At 71.1% G+C, this 25,104-nt stretch carries 14 protein-coding genes, 4 pseudogenes and 1 riboswitch; of the genes and pseudogenes, 13 read left to right on the top strand and 5 right to left on the bottom strand.

What is annotated here, in order from left to right; translation table 11 throughout:
• The first annotated feature begins 515 nt into the window (after positions 1-515).
• Entirely contained in the window at positions 516-752 is a 237-nt protein-coding gene (locus ACS04_RS28850; protein WP_048479777.1) for a hypothetical protein, read from the top strand.
• Positions 753-825: 73 nt separating this feature from the next.
• Here ACS04_RS28850 and ACS04_RS40525 read toward each other — a convergent pair.
• Positions 826-1,498, bottom strand: a pseudogene (locus ACS04_RS40525) (cytochrome P450).
• 432 nt (positions 1,499-1,930) lie between these two features.
• Between ACS04_RS40525 and ACS04_RS28845 the strand changes: the two are divergent.
• From ACS04_RS28845 to ACS04_RS28820, 8 genes and pseudogenes are all read left to right on the top strand, one after another.
• Positions 1,931-3,436, top strand: coding sequence for a CocE/NonD family hydrolase (locus ACS04_RS28845; protein WP_053080995.1), 1,506 nt, complete (start codon positions 1,931-1,933; stop codon positions 3,434-3,436).
• Positions 3,437-3,733: 297 nt separating this feature from the next.
• Positions 3,734-5,503 (top strand): LamG domain-containing protein, encoded by a 1,770-nt coding sequence (locus tag ACS04_RS28840; RefSeq protein WP_048479710.1) that lies wholly within the window; start codon positions 3,734-3,736, stop codon positions 5,501-5,503.
• A gap of 72 nt (positions 5,504-5,575) precedes the next feature.
• Complete coding sequence (locus tag ACS04_RS39685; RefSeq protein WP_245236582.1) at positions 5,576-7,063, top strand: hypothetical protein; 1,488 nt, start codon at positions 5,576-5,578, stop codon at positions 7,061-7,063.
• A 172-nt stretch (positions 7,064-7,235) separates the two neighbouring features.
• Positions 7,236-10,142, top strand: coding sequence for a LamG-like jellyroll fold domain-containing protein (locus ACS04_RS40520; protein WP_398022274.1), 2,907 nt, complete (start codon positions 7,236-7,238; stop codon positions 10,140-10,142).
• Positions 10,143-10,525: 383 nt separating this feature from the next.
• The gene (locus tag ACS04_RS40515) at positions 10,526-10,975 is read left to right on the top strand and encodes a hypothetical protein (protein WP_158977592.1); all 450 of its coding nucleotides are present in this window, start codon (positions 10,526-10,528) and stop codon (positions 10,973-10,975) included.
• Between the two features lie 201 nt (positions 10,976-11,176).
• A riboswitch (cobalamin riboswitch) is annotated at positions 11,177-11,377 on the top strand.
• A gap of 180 nt (positions 11,378-11,557) precedes the next feature.
• Entirely contained in the window at positions 11,558-13,882 is a 2,325-nt protein-coding gene (gene metE / locus ACS04_RS28825) for a 5-methyltetrahydropteroyltriglutamate--homocysteine S-methyltransferase (RefSeq protein ID WP_048479708.1), read from the top strand.
• 141 nt (positions 13,883-14,023) lie between these two features.
• Positions 14,024-14,368 (top strand): hypothetical protein, encoded by a 345-nt coding sequence (locus tag ACS04_RS37790; RefSeq protein ID WP_107438734.1) that lies wholly within the window; start codon positions 14,024-14,026, stop codon positions 14,366-14,368.
• A 46-nt stretch (positions 14,369-14,414) separates the two neighbouring features.
• Positions 14,415-15,075: pseudogene (locus ACS04_RS28820) on the top strand (dihydropteroate synthase).
• 100 nt (positions 15,076-15,175) lie between these two features.
• Here ACS04_RS28820 and ACS04_RS28815 read toward each other — a convergent pair.
• The 3 genes from ACS04_RS28815 to aceA form a co-directional block, all read right to left on the bottom strand.
• On the bottom strand, positions 15,176-16,060 hold the full coding sequence (locus ACS04_RS28815; protein WP_078865452.1) for a 3-hydroxybutyryl-CoA dehydrogenase: 885 nt from the start codon (positions 16,058-16,060) through the stop codon (positions 15,176-15,178).
• On the bottom strand, positions 16,057-17,655 hold the full coding sequence (gene aceB / locus ACS04_RS28810) for a malate synthase A (RefSeq protein WP_048479707.1): 1,599 nt from the start codon (positions 17,653-17,655) through the stop codon (positions 16,057-16,059). The genes ACS04_RS28815 and aceB overlap by 4 nt, the downstream gene beginning before the upstream one ends.
• Positions 17,656-17,762: 107 nt before the next feature.
• A complete protein-coding gene (gene aceA, locus ACS04_RS28805) occupies positions 17,763-19,046 on the bottom strand; it encodes an isocitrate lyase (protein ID WP_048479706.1) in 1,284 nt (427 codons plus the stop codon).
• 377 nt (positions 19,047-19,423) lie between these two features.
• Here aceA and ACS04_RS28800 point away from each other — a divergent pair, with 377 nt between their 5' ends.
• Positions 19,424-20,839 (top strand): short-chain fatty acyl-CoA regulator family protein, encoded by a 1,416-nt coding sequence (locus ACS04_RS28800; RefSeq protein WP_048479705.1) that lies wholly within the window; start codon positions 19,424-19,426, stop codon positions 20,837-20,839.
• Positions 20,840-20,905: 66 nt separating this feature from the next.
• A complete protein-coding gene (locus ACS04_RS28795; RefSeq protein ID WP_048479704.1) occupies positions 20,906-21,166 on the top strand; it encodes a hypothetical protein in 261 nt (86 codons plus the stop codon).
• A 95-nt stretch (positions 21,167-21,261) separates the two neighbouring features.
• Here ACS04_RS28795 and ACS04_RS28790 read toward each other — a convergent pair.
• Positions 21,262-22,691 (bottom strand): annotated as a pseudogene (locus tag ACS04_RS28790) (short-chain fatty acyl-CoA regulator family protein).
• Positions 22,692-22,873: 182 nt separating this feature from the next.
• Between ACS04_RS28790 and ACS04_RS28785 the strand changes: the two are divergent.
• Positions 22,874-24,392, top strand: a pseudogene (locus tag ACS04_RS28785) (MmgE/PrpD family protein).
• On the top strand, positions 24,392-25,104 hold a 713-nt coding region (locus tag ACS04_RS28780), incomplete at its 3' end, for an isocitrate lyase/phosphoenolpyruvate mutase family protein (protein ID WP_078865450.1). The pseudogene ACS04_RS28785 and the gene ACS04_RS28780, both read left to right, overlap by 1 nt.

Genomic DNA, 25,104 nt, shown 5'->3' with positions numbered 1-25,104 from the left:
CGTGCCGGAATCGCGATCGGGCCGGGCCCGGCCCAGAGCACGCGTCGGACCAAGATCCGGACCATTTCCGGATCAGCCCCCACCCAAGGGCCTTACGCATCGCCGTCTTCCAGGTCAGTGAGGGTACAACTGCTGTACGACCAGCAGACCAAGAACTGTTTAGTAAGTTACTCCCCCAAGAAATTGGGGTTCTTCTAGAGCCTCAACCCGGCTACTTGAGAGGGCCGTTGCCGTCCAGACACCTGCCCACCAAAGACACTCATCGCTGTCAAACGGCTACTTCTCGGAGTGAAAGGTACCGATCAGACGGTTCTCCCGGACCAGGCACGGACCAGAACCGCAACCCCACGTCGATCCCGTGGTCAGTCGGTCAGCCACCCACCCGGTCCCGTCCGGTCCCGATCGCATACTCCGGCCTCGGCCGGGCCCAGCGCCGATGATCCGGGGGACGGCACGCAGACAGCGCGACGGAGGGACGGGCCGTGTCGCTCCGGCAGGTCGATCGTTGCCAGGACATGAAGAAGATCATCACCACCACCGCACTGGCCCTCGCCACCGTCGCCCTGGCCGCACCCGCGCACGCCGACAACGACTCGAACTTCGGCGGTGGCGTGAACGCCGCCAACAACTGGAACTTCACCGCTGCCGCCGTCTGCCTGCAAGAAGTCGCCGTCGCACCCGCCCTCGGCGACTGGGTGGGCGACCACGCCAACAACTGCTCCAACGGCAACGTCATCGACCACTCGAAGTAGCCCCCCACCCCTACGGTCCGAATCACCGCCCGGTCCGCCCGCCGTGCGCCTCCGACGCCTGCCAGCCGCTCGCTCACCAGGTGACGGGAAGGCTTTCGAGGCGGCGGACCATGAAGCCCTCGTACCAGCACAGGTCCTCCAGTGTGCCGTGCAGGGTCAGGCCCGGGAAGCGGGTCAGCAGGGAGCTGAGGGCGGCTTCCAGTTCGCTGCGGGCCAGTGCCGCGCCGACGCAGTAGTGGGCTCCTTGGCCGAAGCTCAGGTGTGCCGTTGGGGTGGCGCCCGATGTCGAACGTGTCCGGGTCGGGGAAGGCCCGTGCGTCGCGGTTGGCGGCGGCGACCGGGCCGATGACCGCCTGGCCTGCCCGCACACGGCCGGTCGACAGCTGGATGTCCTCGGTTGCCCGGCGGGGCACTCCGTGCGCGAAGGGCGGCCAGCAGCGGAGGATCTCCTCGACGGCGGGGCGGATCAGCTCCGGGTGGGCGCGCAGTGCCTCACGCTGTTCCAGGTGGGTCAGGAGCAGGGCGGCGCCGTGGGCGATGGCGCTGGAGGTGGTCTCGTAGGCGGCGAAGATCAGGCCGCGGACGGAACGGACGATGCGGTACTCGTGGGTGAGGGCTCGCCGGCGGGGCCGGCGGGGAAGGGGAAGAGCGGAGGTGCTTCGGTCACCGCGGATCTCCTGACCGGTTGGCGGGCATGGCGCCCGCGGGGCGGGTGGGGCTCGGGTCCTGGCCGGTCGAGAAGTCACTGCGGGCCGGTCCGCCCAGTGCGGTGAGCTTCTTGAACAGCTCCGGGGCCGCGGCACAGCACCGGTACATCAGAGGGAGGTGGCTCGGGAAGCGGTCGACTTGTGGCCGGTTGTCACGGGGAGGGTTTGAGTGACGGTGTTCATTCGTTCGAGTGATCGGGCGGGAAGCTGCTCTCTGGGGTGATTCGGGCGAGGTCAGCATGTGTCCCGCACATCGTCACCATCCCTTTCACAGAAGACGGGTACAGCCATGTCTGTCGACGGCACCACGGACTCCTTCATCCCGTTCAACTCCGACGACCTCGCGAAGCTGGACGCGAGGCGCTGGTCGACCCGTCGCCGCGCCGGATCGGCCGTCTGGACCAGTGGGGCCTGGCCGACGAGTACGAGATCAACGCGGAGATCGGCACGTACTCGGAACCCCTGATCACCTTGAGGGACGGGACGCAGCTCGACGCGTCGCTGAGCATCCCCAAGAACCTCGCCCCCGGGCAGACCTGCCCCGCCATCGTCATGCCCGCCCCGCTGTCCCCCCTGGGACGCTGGTCCTACCTCGGCATGCTGTCCCGCTGGGTGCGGGGCGGCTACGCCGTCCTCGCCTACAGCCAGCGCGGTCTCGCGAAGTCCACCGGTGAGATCCACTGCGCCGGACCGCAGGACGTCGCCGACGCCACCGAGGTGATCGACTGGCTCCTGGAGAAGGACGGGATCGACCCGGACCGGATCGGTTTCTTCGGCGCCTCCTACGGCGCCGGCACCAGCCTGCTGGCGGCCGCGCACGACCAGCGGATCAAGGCGGTCGCGGGCACCAGTGCCTGGGGCGACCTCTTCGCCTCCCTGTACGAGAACGGCACCCGCCACCTCAAGGCGTTCGAGGCCCTGGTCAAGCTGTTCGGCGAAGACCGCTGCTCGGAGGAGTTCCGCGGGATCATCCAGAAGATCCGCGCCAACACCATCGACGACGAGGTCCGGGAGTTCGCCCGGGTCCGCTCGCCCAGGGCCTACCTGGACAAGTACAACGAGTCCGGTACGCCCGTCCTGCTGACCACGACCTGGCACGAGACCCTCTTCTCGGTGCCCGCCGTCATCGACTTCCACCAGCGCCTGACCGGGCCCAAGGGCCTGCTCGTCCAGGTCGGCGACCACGGCAACGCCGAGCTCCCGGGCCTTCTCGGCCTCCCGGCCAAGCCCACCGAGATGGCCTACCGCTGGATGGACCACCACCTCGGCGGCAGCGCCGGCGACGGCGAGCCGCCGAAGTTCGACGTCCGTTCGGAGCAGATGTTCAACCCCCTCTCCGACCTGCGCCACGCCTCCTGGGACGAGTACGCCCTGCCGCGGCTGCGGTTCCACCTCGCCGACGCCCCCGCCGGAGAGGGCGACGGACAGCTCGTCCCGGACAAGCCGCAGGCGGGCTGGACCCGCCAGGTGAAGGCCACCGGCAAGGGCACCGACATCGTCGTCGCCCCGCAGCTGATCCAGACCGGCCTGGCCGAGCGCCTCGGCCGCCCCCACACCTACACGCCCACCGGCGTCGACCGGGGCCTGGCCGCCTTCTTCGCAACCACCCCGCTGGAGAACGCCTCGCGCGTCCGCGGCGAGCTGGAACTGCGGGTCACGGTCAAGCCCCAGCAGGCGGACACCGCGATCGTCGCCTACCTCCTGGACACCGACCCGGGCACGGGAACGGCCCAGATCATCACCCACGCCCCGTACACCTTCACCGCCGAAGAAGCGGCCAAGGCCACCACCGTCACCTTCGCCCTCCAGCCCGCCGACTACGTCGTCGCCAAGGGCCACCAGCTCCAGCTGGTCATCGACACCCACGACCCCTTCTTCTCCTACGACAACACCACCACCCCGGTGTTCACCCTCGACATCACCTCCCCGGCCGGCACCGAGTCCTACATCGACGTTCCCCTCCACCCCATCGACTGACCCGCCCCCGCACACCGGTGCGGCCCGCCGGAACACCAACGGGCCGCACCGTTCCCCCGTCAGCGAGAACCGGTCAGCGCCCCCGGTACCCCATGGATGGCCGAGCCGCCCGACGGCGAAGTCCGGCCACGCGTGGGAGCGATCAGGCCGCGCATCACACGAGTAAGTGCACAACGGCCGCCCCGCCGCAGGCCACGTGCCAGACTGACCGCCGCCCCGTGCGGGGCGCCCAGACCAGCGCCGGTCCGGGGGCGGGGAGTACCGGGTGCTGGCGTCCATGCTCGTGAGAGGGGAACAGTGGCACCTCAGGAATCCCTGCTCAAGACCTACGGAGACCGGTCGTACAGGCACGTGACCATGGTCCGGCACCAGGGCACCACCATCGCGCTGGCGATGGACGCGTCCCGCCGGATCGTCTACTCCGTGCTGGACCTGTCCGGCCAGCAGGCCAAGGGCGACATCGACGCCGCGCGCTGGAGCGAGAACCCGGCCGAGCTGGTCTTCCCCCGGGAGCTGGCCGAGGTGGGGTACGCCGTCGTCGGGGCCACGGCGATGCCGACCGTCAAGCGCGGCGGTGCCGAAGCGGGCGCCGGCGAGCGGCCGACCGCCGGCGAGATCGACCCGTACCTGTCCACGACCGCGCGGCTGACCGCCGACGCCCCGTTCCACGTCTTATCCGACGGCACGTACGTGGTGGTGCTGCGGCAGTCGGTCGGCGACCCGCACGCCGACGCCGTCTACAAGCTCACCAGCGGCGGCTGCTCGGCGGACGCCTCCCGCACGGACTACGTGCTCAGCGGCACGAAGAAGGTGCCGCTGGTCCGCGACACCCTGCTCTGCGACCGGTTCCTGCTGGTGGAGGGCAAGCTCAAGCCGGTCCTCGAGGTGCGCTACAAGCGCAGCCGGCACGCCACCCGGCCCGAGTCGGCGAAGGACAGCCTGGGCACCGAGGACATGGAGGGCCGGCCGTTCTTCGAGCCGACGCAGGAGCTGTCCTTCGTACGTAACCTGACCCAGGGCCGCTTCGCCGCGGTCCTCGTGCCCACCGCGATCAGCGGCGTGCAGCGCTGGCAGCTGTTCGCCCACAACGACGCCACCGGCCGGGTCGACTGCTTCAACGTCGAGCAGGGCGCCCAGGGGCTGTTCAACACCCAGGGCACGCGCTTCTACACCAGTCCGGACCCGGCCTACCGGGACGCGGTCTTCGAGCGCAGCCCGGGCAACTGCCCCTTCACCAACCGGGAACTGGTCCCGGTGACGGGAAGCGAGGGGCACGCGGAGACCGCGCTGCACCTGGACGGCGGCGGCGCCCACGTCGACCTGGGCGATCCCGGGGCGCTGCGCTTCGGCGGCAAGCCCTACTCCATCGAGGCCTGGATCAAGCCCACCGTCCACGACGTCCCGGCCCTGGCCCGCAGCGGCGAGTACGTCCTGGGGGTGGACGCGGCCGGTGCGCTGAGCCTCACGCACGACGGGGCGCCCGCGCCGCTGCTCTCCACCGGGACGGTCCCCACCGACGTCTACACCCACGTCGCCGCCACCTTCGACGGCACCACCGCGAAGCTGTACCTGGGCGGCAAGCCGGCCGGCAGCGGTCCGCTGCCCTTCACTCCGGCCACCGGCGCCGCCACCCGGGTCGGCAGCGATCCCGCCGGGCGCGCGGGCGAGCACTTCGAGGGCGACATCGACGAGCTCCGGGTGTGGAACCGGGTCCGCTCCGAGAGCGAGCTCGCAGAGGACGTGAACCACCGGCTGATCGGCAACGAGCCGGGCCTGGTGGCCTACTACCGCTTCGACGAGGGCTCCGGTACCACGGCGCACGACCAGGCGGACCGGGCCCTGCACGGCACCCTGCGCGACGGCGCCCGGTGGACCGGCTCGGACGCCCCGGTCGGCGACCATCCGGGCGTGCGGCGCGACAGCTTCACCCTCAAGGGGCGCACGGTCGTATCGGGCATGTCGGCCGTGCTCTACCACCAGCAGGAGAACGTGGTCGCCGGATACCGTGCCGACCCCAAGCCCGCCAAGCGACAGGCCCGGGTGATGCTGGCGTTCGCCGCCAAGTAAGGCCAGGAGCCGGCCGTCGCCACCCTGGACTTCGCCGTCGGCCGCGACGGCCGGCTGGCCCAGGCACCGGACGTGCTGGACCCCGCGGTCCTCAAACGGCCGACGAAGGGGCAGGACTCGGAGCAGATCAGCACCCTCCAGCAGCTGATCAAGCGACTGGAACCGGAGATCGCGAGTCTGACCGCCGAGATCGCCCGGCTGGCGGGCACCGCCGGCCGGCTGGCCGAGTACCAGGCCGAACACGACCGCCTCAAGCCGGGCTTCGACGCCCTGGAGAGCCAGTACCTCGCCGAGAAGGACCTGGTGACCGCCTGGAACTACCGGCTGGGGCTGAAGAACCAGCGGGTGGTGAACGCCTACAAGTGGCAGTGGGTCCACGCCGTGCGGCCCCAGCCCGGGTCGAGCTCGTTCTCGGTGGTCTTCATCGAGGAGGACAACCAGCCGGTGACGTGGCGCGTGGAGGCGGTCGGCGAGAACCAGGACGGTCGGCCCTGCTACTGGCTGGTCGTCAACGAGTTCAACCAGGACTTGCACGTTCTGGGCAACTCCATGTCCGAGAACGCCCAGTTCAACACGATTGCCCGGGAACCGCGCAACCCGGGCGCGCAGTTCCAGCTGCTCTCGGACGGCGAGTACGTCCGCATCGTCAACCGCGGGAGCCGGCTCGCCCTCGGATCCCCCTCCGGGTACCAGTTCGCCCCCGTGGTCCAGTCGGCCGAGTGCCTCAAGGCCGAGTCGGGCCTGTTCCGGATGGTGCGCCTCGGCATGCGGTCGGGGGTGGACAAGGCGTACTTCCCGGCCAAGGAGAAGATGGACGCCGTCCGCGCCCTCCTCCAGGAGGCCCGTACCGTCAAGCAGCGCGTCGACGAGCTGCAGCTCACGCTGGCCGCCCGACAGGTGGAACTCAAGGACGCCCAGGACGCGTTGGCCCGCCTGTCGAACGCCCTCCAGGGGGACGACGACCTCACGGTGGCCATGCCGCTGCTCGCGGTGGACGCCACCGGCCTGAGCCTCTCCGGCGGCCCTGCTCGAATTCGCCCGGGGCAGCGACCGGCCCGCCCTGCTGGACAGCGGCACGGGCAACGTCGTGCTGTACTTCCGTGGGGCCAACGAGCAGTTCCACGCGGTGTACTACGACACCGCCGTCGTCCGCGGCACCCGGACGCTGGCCGGCGACGGCGGCACGCTCGGCTTCGTCGCCCGGGACCCGGGCATCTCCCTGGACGCCGCCACCATCGAGGTGAGCGACGGCGACGCGCCCGGCCGCTGCGACCTGACGATCACCGTCGGGACCGACACCGAGACGTGGCGGTCGCTGCCGCGCAAGGCCGACCTGATGACGGCCGCGCTCGCCGGGAACCCCGGCCGGCGGGTGACCGTGGGCGCTGTCGCACGGGTGACCGGCACGACGGTGGAACTCACCGGGGCCACCACCGTCGCGGTGCCGGCCAAGGCCCACCTCCTGATCGGCGCCACCGGCTGCGCCGTGGACGCGGACGCCCCCGTCGGCTCCAAGACGCTCACGCTCACCGCGGCGGCCCCCGCGGCCAAGCCCGGTGACAAGGTCAGCCTGGTCTGCTACGACTGGGCCCGGGCCGAGTCCAGCCGGCCCGGAGTCCTGCTGTCCGCCGGTTCCCGACTGGTCGGGCTGACCGCCGGCGGCGTCGAATCGGTGCCCAACGGGACGGCCCGCCAAGGCGTCGGCGGACGCGGCTGCCGCTGGCGGGCCGAGATGCCCGGCCGTGCCTTCCGGTTCGACGGCAAGGACCAGTACCTGTCCCTGCCCGCCGGCCGCCACCAGGCGGTCGCCCCGGTCGGGGACCTGAGCCTGGAGGCCTGGGTCAACCCCGAGGCCGGCCAGGGCCGCATCATCCACGCCAGGACGGACGAGTCCGCCTACTCCCTCGGGCTCGCCGCCGCAGGACTGCCGGTGCGGCAGTTCGTCGGCACCGCCAAGGCCGAGCTGACCGGCGCGCTCGACCTGTCCCACCGCGACTTCACCATCGAGCTGTGGGCCAAGCGCAACCAGTCCCGCGCCCGCCGGGAACCGCTGCTCGTGCACGGCGCCCTGGACGGCCGGCTCGACCAGACGCTCCACCTGCACTTCACGCCCGACGAGAAGTTCGTCTTCGCGCTGTTCGCGGACGACCTGACCACCGCGCAGTCCTACCCTGACCTGGAGTGGCACCACTGGGCCGCGGTCTACAAGCACGCCACCCGCGAGCAGATCCTCTACCGGGACGGCACCGAGGTAGGCCGCCGCACCGCCACCGGCGCGTACGCCGGCATCGGCCCCCTGGTGCTGGGCCACCACCCGTTCACCGGAGACCACCTCGACGGCCAGATTGACGAGGTCCGGGTCTTCGGCCGGGCACGCACCCACCAGGAGATATCCGCCGAGCGCCACCAGCGGCTGTCCGGACGGGAGCCCGGCCTGCTGGGCCACTGGACCTCCGAGGGCACCGGCAGCCCGGCCTCGCCGATCAAGGGCTACCAGGTGGTGGCGCGGGTGGGCGACCGGGTTTTCCGCTCGGCGGAGCGCTTCCCGTGCAACGAATGGGCGCACCTCGCCGCGACGTTCACCCAGTCCTGGGCGCTGCGCCTGGACGGTTCCGAGGGCCTGTCGGTGGCCCCGCAGAACTCGCTGGACGTCCTGGAGGACCTCACCATCGAGGCGTTCGTCCAGCTCGACCGTCTCGGCACGCCCATGGGCATCCTGGCGAAGGACGCGGTCGTCGACGGCGGCCGCGAGGGCGTCCCGTACCAGCTGGGCGTACTGGCCGACGGACGGCTGGAGTTCGCCTTCGCCGAGGCCGACGGGAAGGCCGTGCGGTACACCTCCGACCGGGCCGTGACACCCGGCGTCCTGGAGCGGGTGACCGTGGTGCGCCAGCGCCGCAAGCCCGAAGTGTCCGCCGCCAGCCAGGCGAACGCGGGCGTCCGCCCCGAGCAGGACATCCGTTTCTACCTCGGCGGCGTCGCGGCCGGCAGCCATGTGTACGGCGGCCCCGGCGCCCAGTCGAACACCGCCGAGCTGATCATCGGCCGGGGACTGCGCGGCGTGCTGTGCGAGGTACGGCTGTGGAACTCCGCCCGGCCGGCCGTCCAGTTGGGGCTGCCGGTCACCCCGCGCGAGAAGGGACTCCTGGCCCGCTGGCCCTTCGACGAGAACGCCGGCAACGTCACCTCCGACATCTCCGGTTCCTTCCCCGCCAAGCTGCGGGGCGCCCGCTGGACCCGCGACGTCGATCCCACGGCCAGTCCCCTGCGCGTGTACCGCAACGGCGACCTGCTCTCCGAAGGACCTACGACCGCACAGGACAAGGCCCCCTTCGGCGATGTCCAACTCACCCTGGGGGCGGGCCTGGCCGGGGGCAAGCCGGTGGACCTGTTGACCGGGACCCTGGAGGAGGTGCGGATCTGGCGCACCGTCCGCACCCGGGAGCAGATCCACGACAACCTCTTCACGCGCCTGCGCGGCGACAAGCAGCCTGCTCGGCTACTGGCCGTTCGACCGGGACTCCACCGCACCCGACAGCACCTCGGTGCGCGACGAGGGCCTGCGCGGCAACAACCTGGGCTTCTCCGCCAAGCGGCCGCGCATCCTGCTGTCCACCGCCCCCGTGTCCACCGACACCGCCGAGGTGCGTTCGGCGCTCGCCGACGTCCGCACCCCCTTCCACGACACCATCGCCGGCGCACCCGGCGCCACCGAGTACGCCGACCTCCAGTTCGACGCCAAGGGCGAGGCGGTCGGCGTCCTCAAGCGCTGCTACGGATTCGTCCGCAACGGCCGCTGGCACCTGGTCACCGGGTACAAGGTGGGCGACCTGATCACCGAGTGGGTCGGCCAGGCCCAGTTCGACCCGCAGCTGATGGGCTACGTCGAGGGCGCCCCGCCCGTGCCCTCGGAGAACCTCACCGACAAGCCCGACGGCTACCCGGCCGCGTCCTCGGTGGAGTTCACCGAGGCCGACCAGGTCGTACAGAGCCTGTCCGCCAGCAAGACCGAGAGCGTACGGACCGCCTTCAACTTCGCGCTCGGCGGCGAGACCGAGGCCGACACCCTGACGATCACCGCGCCGGCCGGCTTCGGCACAGCGAGCCCGCTGGCCAAGGGCCAGTTGAAGCTGGCCGGGACGGGCAGCCTGGAGTTCTCCAACACGTGGAGCGAGGACACCAAGGTCAGCCAGGGCAGGAACACCGCGCACAAGACGAAGCTGGCCCTGACCGGCTACACCGAGGACCCCGCGAAGGTGCTGAACTCCTCTGTGGGCCGGCGGTACGTCCCCGCCAACACCGGCATGGCGCTGGTGCAGTCGCAGACCGCCGACGTCTTCGCGCTGCGCCTGGCCCACACCGGCGCGCTGGTCGCCTACCGGATGCTGCCCAACCCGGACATCCCCCGGGACTGGAACGTCATCCACTTCCCGATCAACCCCCGCTACACCAAGCAGGGCACCCTGGACGGGGCGGTCGGCTTCGACGACCGAGGCAAGGTCACCGATCCCGACTACCCCACCGCCACCCGCTACGGCGAGTACAGCTACTTCAAACCCCGCGACGCGTACGCGCTCAAGCGCCGCATCACCCGCGACCAGCAGCGGCTGCACGCCTTCTACGAATCGGTCTCCACTGAGGCCGGCCACCACACGGGCAACGACCAGGTGCAGGCACAGGCCAAAGCGGTGCTGCGGACGATGGGGATGTCCGCCGAACCGCAGGAGGGCGCGAAGGGCACCACCGGCAGCGCCGCCGCCACCGGCTTCTCGCACCGGGACCTGGTCAACACCTACGTCTGGACCGCCCAGGGCGGCTTCTTCGCCGAGACCACCGAGGCCACCGACGCCGTCAGCGAGACCACCTCCGGCTCCTACGACTTCACCAGCATGTTCGGCGGCTCCATGGACCTCAGCTTCGGCGCCCTGGGCCTGGGCTGGTCGGTCCACCTCGACGCCTCCAGGAGCAGCGGGTTCAGCGTCACCCGGGCCAAGGGCACACGCCGCGGGCAAGCCGGTCCTGGTGCCGGGCAAGGTGGACGCCTACCGCTTCCTGACCTTCTACCTCGGCGAGACCAGCGCCAACTTCGACGACTTCTACCACAAGGTCGTCGACCCGCTCTGGCTGGCGGGCAGCGACGCCCCCGACGCCGCCGCCCTGCGCCAGACCCGGCAGAGCTCGGCCAAACCCCCGTGCTGGCGGATCCTGCACCGGGTCACCTACGTCAGCCGGGTGCTCGCGCCCGTCCCGCCGCCCGGCGCACCGCCCCTGGAGAGGGCGATGCGAGCCGAGAACATCGACAGCAACTACGAGCTGATCAAGCGCCTAGAGCCGTACGTCCGCACCGCGGCCACCACCGGCGCCCTGGCCACGGCCACCCGTGAGGCCCTGGCCGCCCAACTCCCCGAACTGGTACCCCACGCCGGCGAGATCACCGAATACCTGACCCGCTACCTCGGCCTGGACAACTGACCCCTGCGCCCGGCCCTCCGCTGTGCGGAGGGCCGGGCCGTCGGCCGTGTCAGCCGGCGGGCCACCCGGGCGTCGCCCCCGTCCGCCGGGCACGCCAACGTCCAGCTGGGATCGGACCACCATCCGGACCGTCTCATTCCAGCGTCCGAATGGCGGACATGGCTCGCCCGGAGGCCGTCAGCCACCCTAGGGTGGCCGGTGCAGCTGGTTCGCCCCGTCCGCCAGGCGGGATGCGTCGTAAGAGGGAACCCGGTGGGAATCCGGGACTGCCCCGCAGCGGTGAGCGGGAACGACCGCCGTCATACGCACTGGGACCGGACAACGGTCCTGGGAAGCGACGGCCAGTAGGTGCCCGCCGGGAGACCGGCAGGCGTGCCCGCGAGTCCGAAGACCTGCCCGTTGCCCGCACGCGGACGATTCCGCGCGCGGATGTCCCGGTGACCTCGTGGGCGGGTCGGCGTACACAGCGAGCGGCACGTGCGGTGTCCTTTCCCGCAACGTGGTCCGCGCGTTCTGTCGTCCCTTCGCGTCCGCGTCCCGTCGTCCGGGATGTTCTGGACACATCTCGCGAAGGAGAGTTCCGTGACAGCGAAGCCCGCAGCCGCGGCAGCACGAGCCACCGTGTACGGCTACCCTCGCCAGGGTCAGAACCGCGAACTGAAGAAGGCCATCGAGGGCTACTGGAAGGGCCGCGTCACCGCCGACGCCCTCCGGCAGACCGCAGCCGACCTGCGCCGTTCGAACTGGCAGCAGCTGACCGAGGCGGGCATCCACGAGGTGCCGACCGGTGATTTCTCGTACTACGACCACGTCCTGGACACCAGTGTGATGGTCAGCGCCGTCCCCGAGCGGCACCGGGAGGCCACCGCCGCCGATGCCCTCGACGGCTACTTCGCGATGGCGCGCGGCACGCAGGACGTGGCCCCGCTGGAGATGACCAAGTGGTTCGACACCAACTACCACTACCTGGTGCCCGAACTCGGTCCCGACACCGTCTTCGCCGGCGACTCCACCAAGCAGGTCGCCGAGCTGAAGGAGGCCCTCGCGCTGGGCCACGCGGCCCGCCCTGTCCTCGTCGGCCCCATCACCTACCTGCTGCTCGCCAAGCCCGCCCCCGGCGTGGCCGCCGACTTCCAGCCGATCACCCTGCTCGACCGGCTGCTGCCCGTCTACGCCCGGGTCCTGGCCGACCTGCGCGCTGCCGGGGCCGAGTGGGTGCAGGTCGACGAGCCGGCCCTGGTCCAGGACCGCACCCCGGCCGACCTGAACGCCGCGGCCCGCGCCTACCGTGAGCTGGGCGGGGCCACCGACCGGCCCAAGCTGCTCGTGGCCTCGTACTTCGACCGGCTCGGCGACGCCCTCCAGGTCCTCGCCGCCGCCCCGGTCGAGGGTCTGGCCCTCGACTTCACCGACTCCGCCGCCTCGAACCTCGACGCCCTCGCCGCGGTCGGCGGGCTGCCGGGCAAGCGCCTGGTCGCGGGCGTAGTCAACGGCCGCAACATCTGGATCAACGACTACCAGAAGTCCCTGGCCACCCTCGGCACCCTCCTGGGCCTCGCCGACCAGGTCGATGTCGCCGCGTCCTGTTCCCTGCTGCACGTCCCGCTCGACGCCAACGCCGAACGGGACATCGACCCGCAGATCCGGCGCTGGTTCGCCTTCGCCCGGCAGAAGACCACCGAGATCAGCACCCTCGCCCGCGGCCTCGCCCAGGGCACCCACGTGATCGCTGCCGAGCTGGCCGCCAACCGCGCCGACCTCGCCTCGCGCGCCCATTCCGCCATCACCCACGACCCCGCCGTCCGCGCCCGCACCGCCGCGATCACCGATGCGGACGGACGGCGCTCCCAGCCCTACGCACAGCGCACCGCCGCGCAACGCGCCCACCTGGGGCTACCGGTGCTGCCCACCACCACCATCGGCTCGTTCCCGCAGACCGACGAGCTGCGCGTGGCCCGTGCCGACCTGCGGGCCGGCCGGATCGACGCGGCCGGGTACGAGGAGCGGATCGAGAACGAGATCCGCGAGGTGATCTCGTTCCAGGAGAAGACCGGCGTCGACGTGCTGGTGCACGGCGAGCCCGAGCGCAACGACATGGTGCAGTACTTCGCCGAGCAGCTGACGGGCTACGTCGCCACCCAGCACGGCTGGGTGCAGTCCTACGGCACGCGCTACGTCCGCCCGCCCGTCCTGGCCGGAGACATCTCCCGGCCCGAGCCGATGACCGTCCGCTGGACGACGTTCGCGCAGGGTCAGACGTCCAAGCCGGTCAAGGGCATGCTCACCGGTCCGGTCACCATGCTCGCCTGGTCGTTCGTACGCGACGACCAGCCGCTCGGGGACACCGCCCGCCAGGTGGCGCTCGCCCTGCGCGATGAGGTGAACGACCTGGAGGCAGCGGGTACTTCGGCCATCCAGGTCGACGAGCCGGCGCTGCGCGAGACCCTGCCCCTGCGGGCGGCGGACCACGCGGAGTACCTGGCCTGGGCCACCGAGTCGTTCCGGCTCAGCACCAGTGGCGTGCGGCCGGACACCCAGATCCACACCCACATGTGCTACGCCGAGTTCGGCGACATCGTCCAGGCCATCGACGACCTCGATGCCGACGTCATCAGCCTGGAGGCCGCCCGCTCCCACATGCAGGTCGCGGACGAACTGGCCGAGCACGGATACCCCCGTGAGGCCGGACCCGGTGTCTGGGACATCCACTCCCCCCGCATCCCGAGCACCGACGAGGCCGCGGGCCTCCTGCGCAAGGGGCTGGACGCCATCCCCGCCGAGCGGCTGTGGGTGAATCCCGACTGCGGTCTGAAGACGCGTGGTTGGCCCGAGACCCGCGCCTCCCTGGAGATCCTCGTCGCCGCCGCCCGCGAGGTCAGGGCGGAGCTCGAAGTCGACAACGGCTGATGCGGCGCGGTCCGGGCCGGGCGCCTCGGCGCCCGGCCCGGACCGGCCACGACCGGACAGCAGCGACGCAAGCCCGGCAGACGGGAAGGTCTCAGGTGGCGAAGCGGAACACCCTGCACGTCAACTGCGGTACGTCGATGCCTGGCTGCGGGGACGGGGGCCGTCGCCCTGGACGGCCTGCTGGAGGACACTGCCACGGCCGAGATCGCCCGAGCCCGGCTCTGGCAGTGGACGCGGCATCGCCTGATCTCCCGGGAGGAGCTGCGCGGGCCGTGGACGCCGAGTCCGCGGCTCTGGCCCGGGAGCAGCCCGGGGCGCGGGTGTCAGAGGCTCGTGATGTCCTCGAAAGGTCGATCGCCATGCGTGACTTGCCTGCCTTCTTCACCCCCGAGGCGTATCGGCGTCACCTCGTCCGCCGTGCGGTGGTGTCCTCGTGAGTTCGCCCAGCGCCCGTACGGCAGGTACCTCGCGTACGAGCGGCCGTGAGGAGCGCGTCCTCGCGGGGTTGCCGAAGTGGGACCGGTGCGCGGTCATGGGCGTTGTGAACGTGACCCCTGACTCGTTCTCGGACGGCGGTCACTGGTTCGACGCGGCAGCTGCCGTCAAGCGCGGTCTGGATCTCGTGGCCGAGGGCGCCGACCTGGTCGATGTCGGCGGTGAGTCGACACGCCCCGGGGCCTCTCGTGTCGACGAGGAGGAGGAGTTGCGGCGCGTCATCCCGGTCGTTCGGGACCTGACGGCCGAAGGTGTCCTGGTGTCCGTCGACACCATGCGCGCCTCCGTCGCCGCACGGGCGATCGATGCGGGCGCGGTCCTGGCGCGAGGTCGTCGCGGAACTCGGTGCCCGAGTCGCGGCCGTGGTGGCTGGGGGCATCCCCCTGGAGCGGCTGGTGATCGACCCGGGGCTCGGGTTCGCCAAGCGGGCCGAGCACGACCTCAGCCTGGTCGCCGGCCTGGGCGAGGTGTGCTCGCTGGGCCGTCCCGTCCTGGTCGCGGGCTCCCGGAAGAGGTTCCTCGGACACATCCTGGCCGACGCGGACGGCACACCGCCGCCCGCACACGGCCGGGACGCCGCCACGGCCGCCCTGTCTGCGATCGCCGCCTACCAGGGCTCGTGGGCCGTCAGGGTCCATGACCCCCGTGCGACGGCGGACGCGGTCCGGGTTGTCCGTGCGATCACTGCGGCCGGCTGAGCATGAGGAACGGTGGGGGTGCGACGACACCACTCGCCGCACTCCCAGCGTCCCCGCGTACCTCCGGCGCACCCTCAGCTCCGGAGCGGTGCCGGGCCCCTCAGACCCGGCCGTATGTGTGGAACCCGCGCCCGCTCTTGCGGCCGAGCAGCCCGGCCTGCACCATCCGCTGGAGCAGCGGGGGCGGGGCGTACAGGGGTTCCTTGAATTCCTCGTACAGCGACTCGGCGATCGCGGCGACGGTGTCGAGGCCGATCAGGTCGGCGAGCTTGAGGGGGCCCATGGGGTGGGCGCAGCCCAGTTCCATGCCGGCGTCGACGTCGGCGGCGCTCGCGAACCCGGACTCGGCCATGCGGATGGCGGAGAGCAGGTACGGGATCAGCAGCGCGTTGACGACGAAACCTGCCCGGTCCTGGGACCGGACCGTGGTCTTCCCGAGGGTGTCGCGGGCGAACGTCTCGACTGCGGCGAGGGTGTCCGCCGATGTGTGGAGCGAGGAGACGACCTCGACCAGCGGGAGGACGGGGACGGGGTTGAAGAAGTGGAGTCCCACGACCCGGTCGGCGCGGCCGGTGGCCATGCCCAGCTGCATGATCGGAATGGCCGAGGTGTTCGTGGCGAGGATGGCCTGCGGATCCGCAACGATCTTGTCGAGGGCCGCGAAGGCCTCCGTCTTGGCTTCGGGGTTCTCGGTGACGGCCTCGATGACGAGCTGCCGGTCACCGAGGTCCTCCAGGTCTCCGGTGAAGACGAGGCGGGCCAGGGTGTCCTCGGCGGAGAGGCGGTCGAGCTTGCCGCGCTGGACGGCTCGTTCCAGGGAGACGGCCACGCGGTGTCCGGCCGCTCGGGCGGCGGTGGCGTCCGCTTCGGCGACGACGGTGTCGAGGCCGGCGCGGGCGCACACCTCGGCGATGCCCGCGCCCATCTGGCCCCCGCCGACGACTCCGACACGCCGGATACCGGCAGGCTGCGAGAGGGCGTTCACGCGTTCACCTCCGCGGGGACGCGGCGGACCAGGTGGCGGGTGTAGGCCTCGGGCGTGAAGAACAGCGGGAGCTGCACCGAGAGTGCGGAGTCCACGAAGACCTCTCGGGCTTCGAGGGCGAGTGCCTGCGGGTCCTCGGCCTCCAAGGCGGCGCATTCGGCGTCAAGGAGGTCGATGACCGTACTCCGGTCAACGCGGTCGTGGCGCAGCCACTGCCAGATCTGGACGCGGGCGATCTCGGCGGTGGCGGCGTCCTCCATCAGGCCGTTCAGTGCGACGGCGCCGCTGCCGCGCAGCCAGGCGTCGAAGTAGCGCAGGGCCACGGCCACGTTGGAGCGGATGCCCTCGGATGTCGGCGGGGCCGCGATACGGCGTAGGGACAGCAGGTCGGCGGCGGTGACCTCGACGTCCTCCCGGGTGCGTTCCCGCTGGTTCGGCCGGTCCGCGAGGACGCCGTCGAAGACCTCACGGCAGAGGGGGACGAGGCCGGGGTGGGCGACCCAGGAGCCGTCGAAGCCGTCCTCGGCCTCGCGTTCCTTGTCGAGGCGGACCTTCGCGAACGCGGCGGCGTTCGCCTCCGGGTCCTTGCTCGGGACGTGGGCGGCCATGCCGCCGATGGCGTGCGCCCCGCGTCGGTGGCAGGTGCGGACGAGGAGTTCGGTGTACGCCCGCATGAACGGGGCGGTCATGGTGACCGCGGCCCGGTCGGGCAGTTGGAAGTCGGTGCGGTGGCCGAAGGTCTTGAGCAGGCTGAACAGGTAGTCCCAGCGGCCGGCGTTGAGGCCGGCGCTGTGCTCGCGCAGTTCGTAGAGGATCTCCTCCATCTCGAACGCCGCGGTGATCGTCTCGATGAGGACGGTGGCGCGGACGGTGCCGCGGGGGATGCCGAGGAGTTCCTGGGCGAGGAGGAATATGTCGTTCCAGAGTCGGGCCTCGTACCGGTTCTCCAGCTTGGGGAGGTAGAAGTACGGGCCGTGGCCGGCGTCGATCTGCCGCTGGGCGCAGTGGAAGAAGTACAGGCCGAAGTCGACGAGGGAGGCGGACAAGGGCCGCCCGTCGATCTCCAGGTGCTCCTCGGTGAGGTGCCAGCCGCGCGGGCGGACCATGATGGTCGCCAGGTCAGCGCCGAGACGGTACTCCTTGCCCTCGGGAGTCGTGAAGTCGATGCGCCGCTCGATGGCGTCGAGCAGGTTGAGCTGACCGCCGATGACGTTGTTCCAAGTGGGGGCGGTGGCGTCCTCGAAGTCGGCCATCCAGACCTTCGCGCCGGAGTTCAGCGCGTTGATCGCCATACGGCGCTCCGGCGGGCCGGTGATCTCCACTCGGCGGTCTGCCAGACCAGGGGCGGGCGGGGCCACACGCCAGTCGGCGTCGGCGCGGACGGCGGCCGTGGCGCGGGAGAAGTCCAGCGGCGTCCCGGAGGCCAGGTTCCCGCAGCGGCGACGGCGTTCCTTGAGGACTTCCAGACGGCGGTCCGCGAAGGCGGAGTCGAGCCGGCCGATGAACTCGAGGGCCTCGGGCGTCAGGATCTCCTCGTGGCGCTCGGCCGGCGCTCCGAGCACCCGGACGCTGCTGATCAGGGGCGTGCGTGACATGAGGTTCTTCTCCTCAGCGTGGGGCGGCGGGCGCCCGAGGAGAGGGTCCTCGGGCGCCGTCGGACGACGAGCGGCGGGGCGCCGGGCTGGGGCAAGAGCAGGAGTTCCTAGTGGAACTGCTCTTCCTCGGTGGAACCGGCGAGCGCGGTCGTGGACGAGGCCGGGTTGACGGCGGTGGAGACCAGGTCGAAGTAGCCGGTGCCGACCTCGCGCTGGTGCTTGACGGCGGTGAAGCCGTGCTGCTGGGCGGCGAACTCCCGCTCCTGGAGGTCCACGTAGGCGGTCATGCCGTGCTCGGCGTAGCCGCGGGCGAGGTCGAACATGCCGTGGTTGAGGGAGTGGAAGCCGGCCAGGGTGATGAACTGGAACCTGTAGCCCATGGCGCCGAGTTCACGCTGGAACTTGGCGATCTGGTCGTCGTCCAGCGCGGCCTTCCAGTTGAAGGAGGGCGAGCAGTTGTAGGCGAGCATCTGGTCCGGGTACTGCGCGTGGATCGCCTCGGCGAACTCGCGGGCCTGCTCCAGGTCCGGGGTGCCGGTCTCCACCCAGATCAGGTCGGCGTACGGGGCGTACGCCAGACCGCGGGCGATGACCGGCGCCATGCCGTTGCGCACGTGGTAGAAGCCCTCCGCGGTGCGCTCGCCAGTGCAGAACTCGGCGTCGCGCTCGTCGACGTCGCTGGTCAGGAGGGTGGCGGCGAGCGCGTCCGTACGGGCGATGATCAGCGTCGGGGTGTCCGCGATGTCGGCCGCCAGACGGGCCGCGTTCAGGGTGCGGATGTGCTGGGACGTCGGGACGAGAACCTTGCCGCCGAGGTGGCCGCACTTCTTCTCGGAGGCCAGCTGGTCCTCGTAGTGGATGCCCGCCGCACCCGCGGCGATCATCGCCTTGGTCAGTTCGAAGGCGTTGAGCGGGCCGCCGAAGCCGGCCTCGGCATCGGCGACGATCGGCGCCAGCCAGTCGGTCGTGTCCGAGCCGCCCTCGGCAGTGGCTATCTGATCGGCGCGCAGCAACGCGTTGTTGATCCGACGGACCACCTGGGGCACGGAGTTGACCGGGTAGAGGGACTGGTCGGGGTAGGTGTGGCCGGCCTGGTTGGCGTCTGCGGCGACCTGCCAGCCGGACAGGTAGATCGCCTGGAGGCCGGCGCGGACCTGCTGGACGGCCTGGCCGCCGGTGAGGGCGCCGAGCGCGTGGATGTAGTCCTGCTCGTGGAGCTGGCGCCACAGCCGCTCGGCGCCGCGCCGCGCCAGGGTGTGCTCCTCGCGGACACTGCCCGACAGGCGGACCACGTCCTCGGCCGAGTACGTACGCTCGATCCCCGCCCACCTCGGGTCGTCCGCCCAGCGCTGCTTGAGCTGCTCGGCCGCCGCCTTGTTCGCCTCTGCCATGACCGTCACCGTTTCCGTCGTCGCTTGTCTTGCCAATGCCCCCGGTAGGGATCCACGCATTGACACTCTGTGCCTGATGAAGAAGGCGCGGCCGCCGAACCCGCCTGTGGGCCGGAGCTGAGCAATGCTGCCGATCTGCCAGGAGCGGAGGTCAGATCACCGAAATCAGGGCATGAATCGGGGTTCTGGGGTCCTTCCCGGCCACCGGTTCGGGCTGGCCGCAGGACCGACTCTGGCACTGGCACTGGGTGCCATCAAGGCTGTACGCCTGCCAAGGTTTGCGAATCTTCGGAGCCGAAATTGCCAAGCTTGCGAAGGTTACTGATGAGTCATGTCGCCATATGCTGACGGGACCCGTCCGACGGTGGAGGAGTCCGGTGAGCAAGACCTACGCGGGAGCACGGCTGCGGCGGCTGCGCGAGGAGCGGCGCATGACGCAGGCCGACCTGGCCAGGGTGCTGGGCATCTCGCCCAGTTACCTGAACCAGATGGAGCACGACTCCCGCCCGCTCACCGTCCCGGTGCTGCTGCGCCTCACCGAGGCGTTCGGGGTGGACCCGGGGTTCTTCTCGGAGCGCGACACCAGCCGCATGGTCGCCGACCTTCGCGAGGCGCTGGCCAAGGAGGTCGCCGAGGCCCGCGTCTCTTCGTCCGACCTGGCCGAGCTGGCCACCCGGATGCCGGCCGTCGCCGCGGTCCTGCTGGACCTCGGGCGACGCAGCCAGCTCCTCACGGAGCGGCTCGCCGACGCGGCCGAAGGCCGTGGCGGCCCGGCGGAGGCGCCACGCTCGCCCCACGAGGAGATCCGCGAGTTCTTCTACCGGCGCCAGAACTACCTCCACGACACCGATCTCGCCGCCGAGGACCTGGCCCGCGAGATCGGCATCCGCCCCGGGGACGTCATCCGCGCCCTGACCCACCGCCTCACCGACCGGCACGGGATCCGTATCACCGCGGACTCCGACAGGCTGCACCACTACGACGCCGACAGCCGCACCCTGCACCTGTCGAGCAGGCTCCGCCCGGGCCAGCAAGCCTTCCGGATGGCCACCCAGCTCGCCCTCCTCGAGTACGGGGACGAGCTCGACGGCCTGGCCTCCGAGGACTTCCCGGCCGGGTCCGAGGCGCGCCCCTTGGCCCGGATCGGCATCGCCAACTACTTCGCCGCCGCGCTGATCCTCCCGTACACGGCCTTCCACACGGCCGCCGAGGAGTTCCGCTACGACATCGAGCGACTCACCGACCACTTCGGCATCGGCTACGAAACCGTCTGCCACCGCCTCAGCACCCTGCAACGCCCCAGGCTGCGCGGCGTCCCGTTCTCCTTCGTACGCGTGGATCGGGCCGGGAACATGTCCAAGCGGCAGTCCGCCACAGGGTTCCACTTCTCCCGCGCGGGAGGAACCTGCCCGCTCTGGAACGTCTACGAGGCCTTCAGTGCCCCCGGCCGCATCCACGTCCAGGTCGCCGCCATGCCCGACGGACAACGGTACCTGTGGACCGCCCGCGCCGTCACCCGCCACCGCGGCGGCTGGGGCGAACCCGGCAAGACGTTCGCCATCGGCCTCGGCTGCGAGCTCCGCCACGCCTCCCGGCTCGTGTACGCCGACGGACTCGACCTCGACAACACGGCGGCCGCCACCCCCATCGGCATGGGCTGCCGCCTCTGCGAACGCCTCGACTGCCCCCAGCGCGCGGTCCCCCCGCTCGGGCGGGCCCTCGCCGTGGACGAGAACAGCAGCACGTTCGTCCCCTACCCCGTCGTGGGCGCGCCCTCGTCCACCCGCAGCTGACCCGCCTGGGCTCGCCGCAGGCGGCGTGGCCCCGCACCCCCACCCCCCCCAACAGCCGTGGTGGTCATGGAACCCTCGACATTTCCCGAACCCGACGTACGTCTGGCGCGCCTCGCGGACGCGGTCGGTCTCCCGCTCGCCTGTCCACCGACCGATCAGTTCCTCGACGACCTCGCGCAACGGACCGGGCTGCACACCCACGACCTCCTGCTCGTCGCGGACCTCCCCGTGCCCGAGACCGCGTGGCTCTTCGACGAGACGGTCGGCGCCTCCGGTCCGGTGAGGATCGCGAATCGGCGCCCGAGGTGGTCGACACCGCCTCGGTGATCTGGGATATCCGGTACTCGACCTGGGACCAGGGAGGCGAGCTCGCCGCATACACGGAGGTTCTGGGCAGGAAGTGAGACGTCCGGGGCGCCGGATCACCCACTCTTGAACACCGGGTACGGAACATATGTTTGCCGGTCGGGGTGCACCTCGAGGCGGCCCCCGGCCGGCGGCCTGGCCCGCTGGGCGCAGTCGCGGCGTTCGCAGATCCGCAGCCGAGCCCGATCGGAGTTGCGGCCGCCTGATCCCTCACCGCGAGGCCCTCGGCGTAGACGAGCCGGGACGCGTGGCGGAGCTCGCAGCCCAGCGCGACGGCGAACTCGGCCCGGCGGGCACGATGTCCGTGGCCTCCGCGGGTCACGGTGCGGGCGATCCAGAAGTACTTCTTGCCGTCGGGCATCTCCGCCACCTGGGTCAGGATCCGGCCCGGAGCGGAGAACGCCTCGTAGACGGTCCACAGGGGGCAGGTGCCGCCGAGCCGTGAGAAGTGGAAGTCGGTCGCGGACTGGCGCTTGGAGATGTTTCCGGCCCGGTCGGCCCGCAGGAACGAGAACGGAACTCCGCGTTGTCCGGTGCGCTGCAGGGTGCTCAGCCGATGGCAGACCGTCTCGAAGCCGACCCCGAAACGGGCCTGGAGGAGCTCGATGTCGTAGCGCAGCTCCTCGGCCGCTGCCCGGAAGGGCCCGTAGGGCATCAGGAGGGCGCCGGCGAAGTAGTTCGCCAGTCCGACCCTGGCCAGTCCGGAGGATGCCTCGGAGTCGAACTCGGTGTTGGCCACCAGGGAGTCGAACAGCGGACCGTACGCCAGCAGCGCCAGCTGGGTTGCGAGCTGGAAGGCACGTTGTGCGTCGGTCAGCCAGGGTGACAGGAACAGCAGGCCGCGTTCGCGATCGAGGCGACGGGCGTCCGAGGACCAGTCCGGAGCACCGTCGAAGAGGGTCACGCCGTGCCTGGTGGCGAGGACTTCCGCGAGGCGGTCCGCCGTGCGGGACACGGAGCCGCCGCCCAGAGTCAATGCGACGGCTTCCGCTTCGGTGTCGAGTGCGTCGAAATGGTTGTGGTGGGCATAGAAGAAGTCCCGTACCTCGTCGTGCGGTTCGGCGCGCACCACGACCGTCGAGTCCCCGGGAGGGGCCAGAGCTGCGACCTGCTCGGCCGCGTCCCGGTAGCGGTGGTGGCGCGCGACGAGGGCCTTCGCGATGTCCGGGTGGTCACGGGCCATGTCCGCGATCTCTTCGGCGGCCACCGAGACCCCGCCGGCCTCGTCCGCCAGGGCGGCGCGCAGATCGGTGGTGAGGCGTTCCTCGTCGGCTTCGGAGAAGAACTCGGGGTCGACCCCGAACACCTCAGCGATCTTCAGCAGGACAGGGGCGGTGAGAGGCCGCTGGCTGTGCTCGATCTGATTCAGGTAGCTGGTGGACAGGTCCAGGGCATGGGCCAGCTCCACCTGGTTCATGCCCCGCTCACGGCGCAGCCTGCGCAGTTTCGCGTGGGCGTAGATCTTGCGTCCGGCCGTACGTCCCATGTGGCGACAGCGTTCCTTCCACCCGTTCCTCTCTTGCGAAGGTAGCACTCGCCACTTTCGCAAGATTCGCAGATTCGCAGGATTCGACGGTACTGATTCCGCAGGTTGGAGCTGTCGCATCGGCTCCGGATGCGGAGAGGGTGAGGCATAGAAACCTTCGCTTTCCGCACCCGAGGAGTTCCGTGATCGAGCACGAGGTACGCGTCCATCCCAGCGCCGACCGCCTTCCGCGCGAGCGGCAGCTCGCCTGGCAGCTGGCCGAGGCGGCCACCGGCACCGAGCCGGCCTCCGCCCTCGACCCTCAGGCCGCCGACATGGCGGTGAACCGGATCGTGGACAACGCCTCCGTGGCCGTGGCCTCCCTGCTGCGCCGCCCGGTCGCGGTGGCCCGGGCCCAGGCCGCACCCCACCGGGCGGCACCCGGAGCCTCCGTCTTCGGGCTGCCGCCGGAGGTACGGGTCTCCCCCGAATGGGCGGCCTGGGCCAACGGCACGGCCGTGCGCGAGCTCGATTTCCACGACACCTTCCTGGCTGCCGACTACTCCCACCCGGGTGACAACATCCCGCCCCTGCTCGCCGTCGCCCAGCACACCGGCCGCTCGGGTGCCGACCTCCTGCGCGGCATCATCGCCGCCTACGAGGTGCACGTCGCCCTGGTCCGCGGCATCTGCCTGCACGAGCACCGGATCGACCACGTCGCCCATCTCAGCGCCGCCACCGCCTGCGGGCTCGGGGCGATGCTGGACCTCGACACCACGACGGTCTACCAGGCGGTCCAGCAGGCTGTGCACACCACGACGGCCACCCGGCAGTCCCGCAAGGGAGAAATCTCCAGTTGGAAGGCCTACGCCCCGGCCTTCGCCGGTAAGGCCGCGATCGAGGCCGTCGACAGGGCCATGCGCGGCGAAGGCTCCCCCTCGCCCGTCTACGAGGGTGAGGACGGCTTCCTGGCCTGGATGCTGAGTGGGCCTCAATCCGCCTACACCGTCTCGCTGCCCGCCCCCGGAGAACCCCGGCGCGCCATCCTCGACACCTACACCAAGGAGTACTCCGCGGAGTACCAGGCCCAGGCGATCATCGACCTGGCTCGCCGGATGCGTGAGAAGACCGGCCCGACCGCCGGGATCCGCGACGCCGTCCTGCACACCAGCCACCACACCCATCACGTGATCGGCTCCGGCTCCGGCGACCCGCAGAAGTACGACCCGACGGCCAGCCGCGAGACCCTCGACCACTCCATCCCGTACATCCTCGCCGTCGCGCTGGAGGACGGCACCTGGCACCACGAGCGCTCCTACGACCCCGCGCGCGCCCAGCGACCCGCGACCGTCGAACTGTGGAAGGATCTCCACCGTCGAGGACCCGGAGTGGACCCGCCGCTACCACCACCCCGACCCGGAGCACCGGGCGTTCGGCGGGCGCCTGGTCGTCACCCTCGACGACGGCAGCGCCATCGAGGACGAACTCGGGGTCGCCGATGCGCACCCGGCCGGCGCGCGGCCCTTCGACCGGGCCGCCTACACCGCCAAGTTCCGCACCCTGGCGGAAGGCGTCGTCACCACCGACGCCCAGGACCGCTTCCTCGACGCCGCCGGCCGACTCGCGGAGCTGGACACCGCCGGGCTCGCCGCCCTGTTCCCCGCGCTCGACACGGACCGGACCGCCGCGTACGACGGGACGCTCCCGAAGGGGCTGTTCTGATGCTGCACACCCACACCACCGCGGCTGCCAAGCGCGGGAGCTTCCGGGAACGACTCTCCTCGGGCCGGCTGCTGCGCATGCCCGGCGCGATCAACCCGTACTCGGCCCGCCTCATCCAGGAGGCCGGCTTCGACGGCGTCTACCTCTCCGGAGCGGTCCTCGCCGCCGACCTGGGGCTGCCGGACATCGGCCTGACGACCTCGACCGAAGTTGCCGCCCGCGCCCAGCAGATCACCAGGACCACCGACCTGCCCGCGCTCGTCGACGCAGACACCGGCTTCGGCGAACCCCTGAACGCCGCCCGCACCGTCCAGCTCATGGAGGACGCGGGCCTGGCCGGCCTCCACGTGGAGGACCAGGTCAACCCCAAGCGCTGCGGCCACCTCGACGGCAAGGCACTCATGCCCCTCGATGCGATGGTGCGCCGGGTACGGGCGGCCGTTGACGCCCGACGCGATCCCGACTTCCTCCTGATGGCACGCACCGACGCCCGCTCCGTCGAGGGCCTGGAGGCGGCGATCGACCGCGCCAAGGCGTACGTGGACGCGGGGGCGGACGCGATCTTCCCGGAAGCCTTGGGCAGCGAAGCCGAGTTCGAGGTCTTCCGGAAAGCCGTCGACGTACCACTGCTGGCGAACATGACCGAGTTCGGCAAGGGCCCGTTGCTGTCCTCCCGCGCCCTCGAAGACCTCGGCTACAACCTCGTCATCTA

This window comes from Streptomyces roseus (assembly GCF_001044425.1).
GTDB classification, from domain to species: Bacteria; Actinomycetota; Actinomycetes; order Streptomycetales; family Streptomycetaceae; genus Streptomyces; species Streptomyces roseus.
This window is presented reverse-complemented; position numbering and strand designations above follow the sequence as displayed.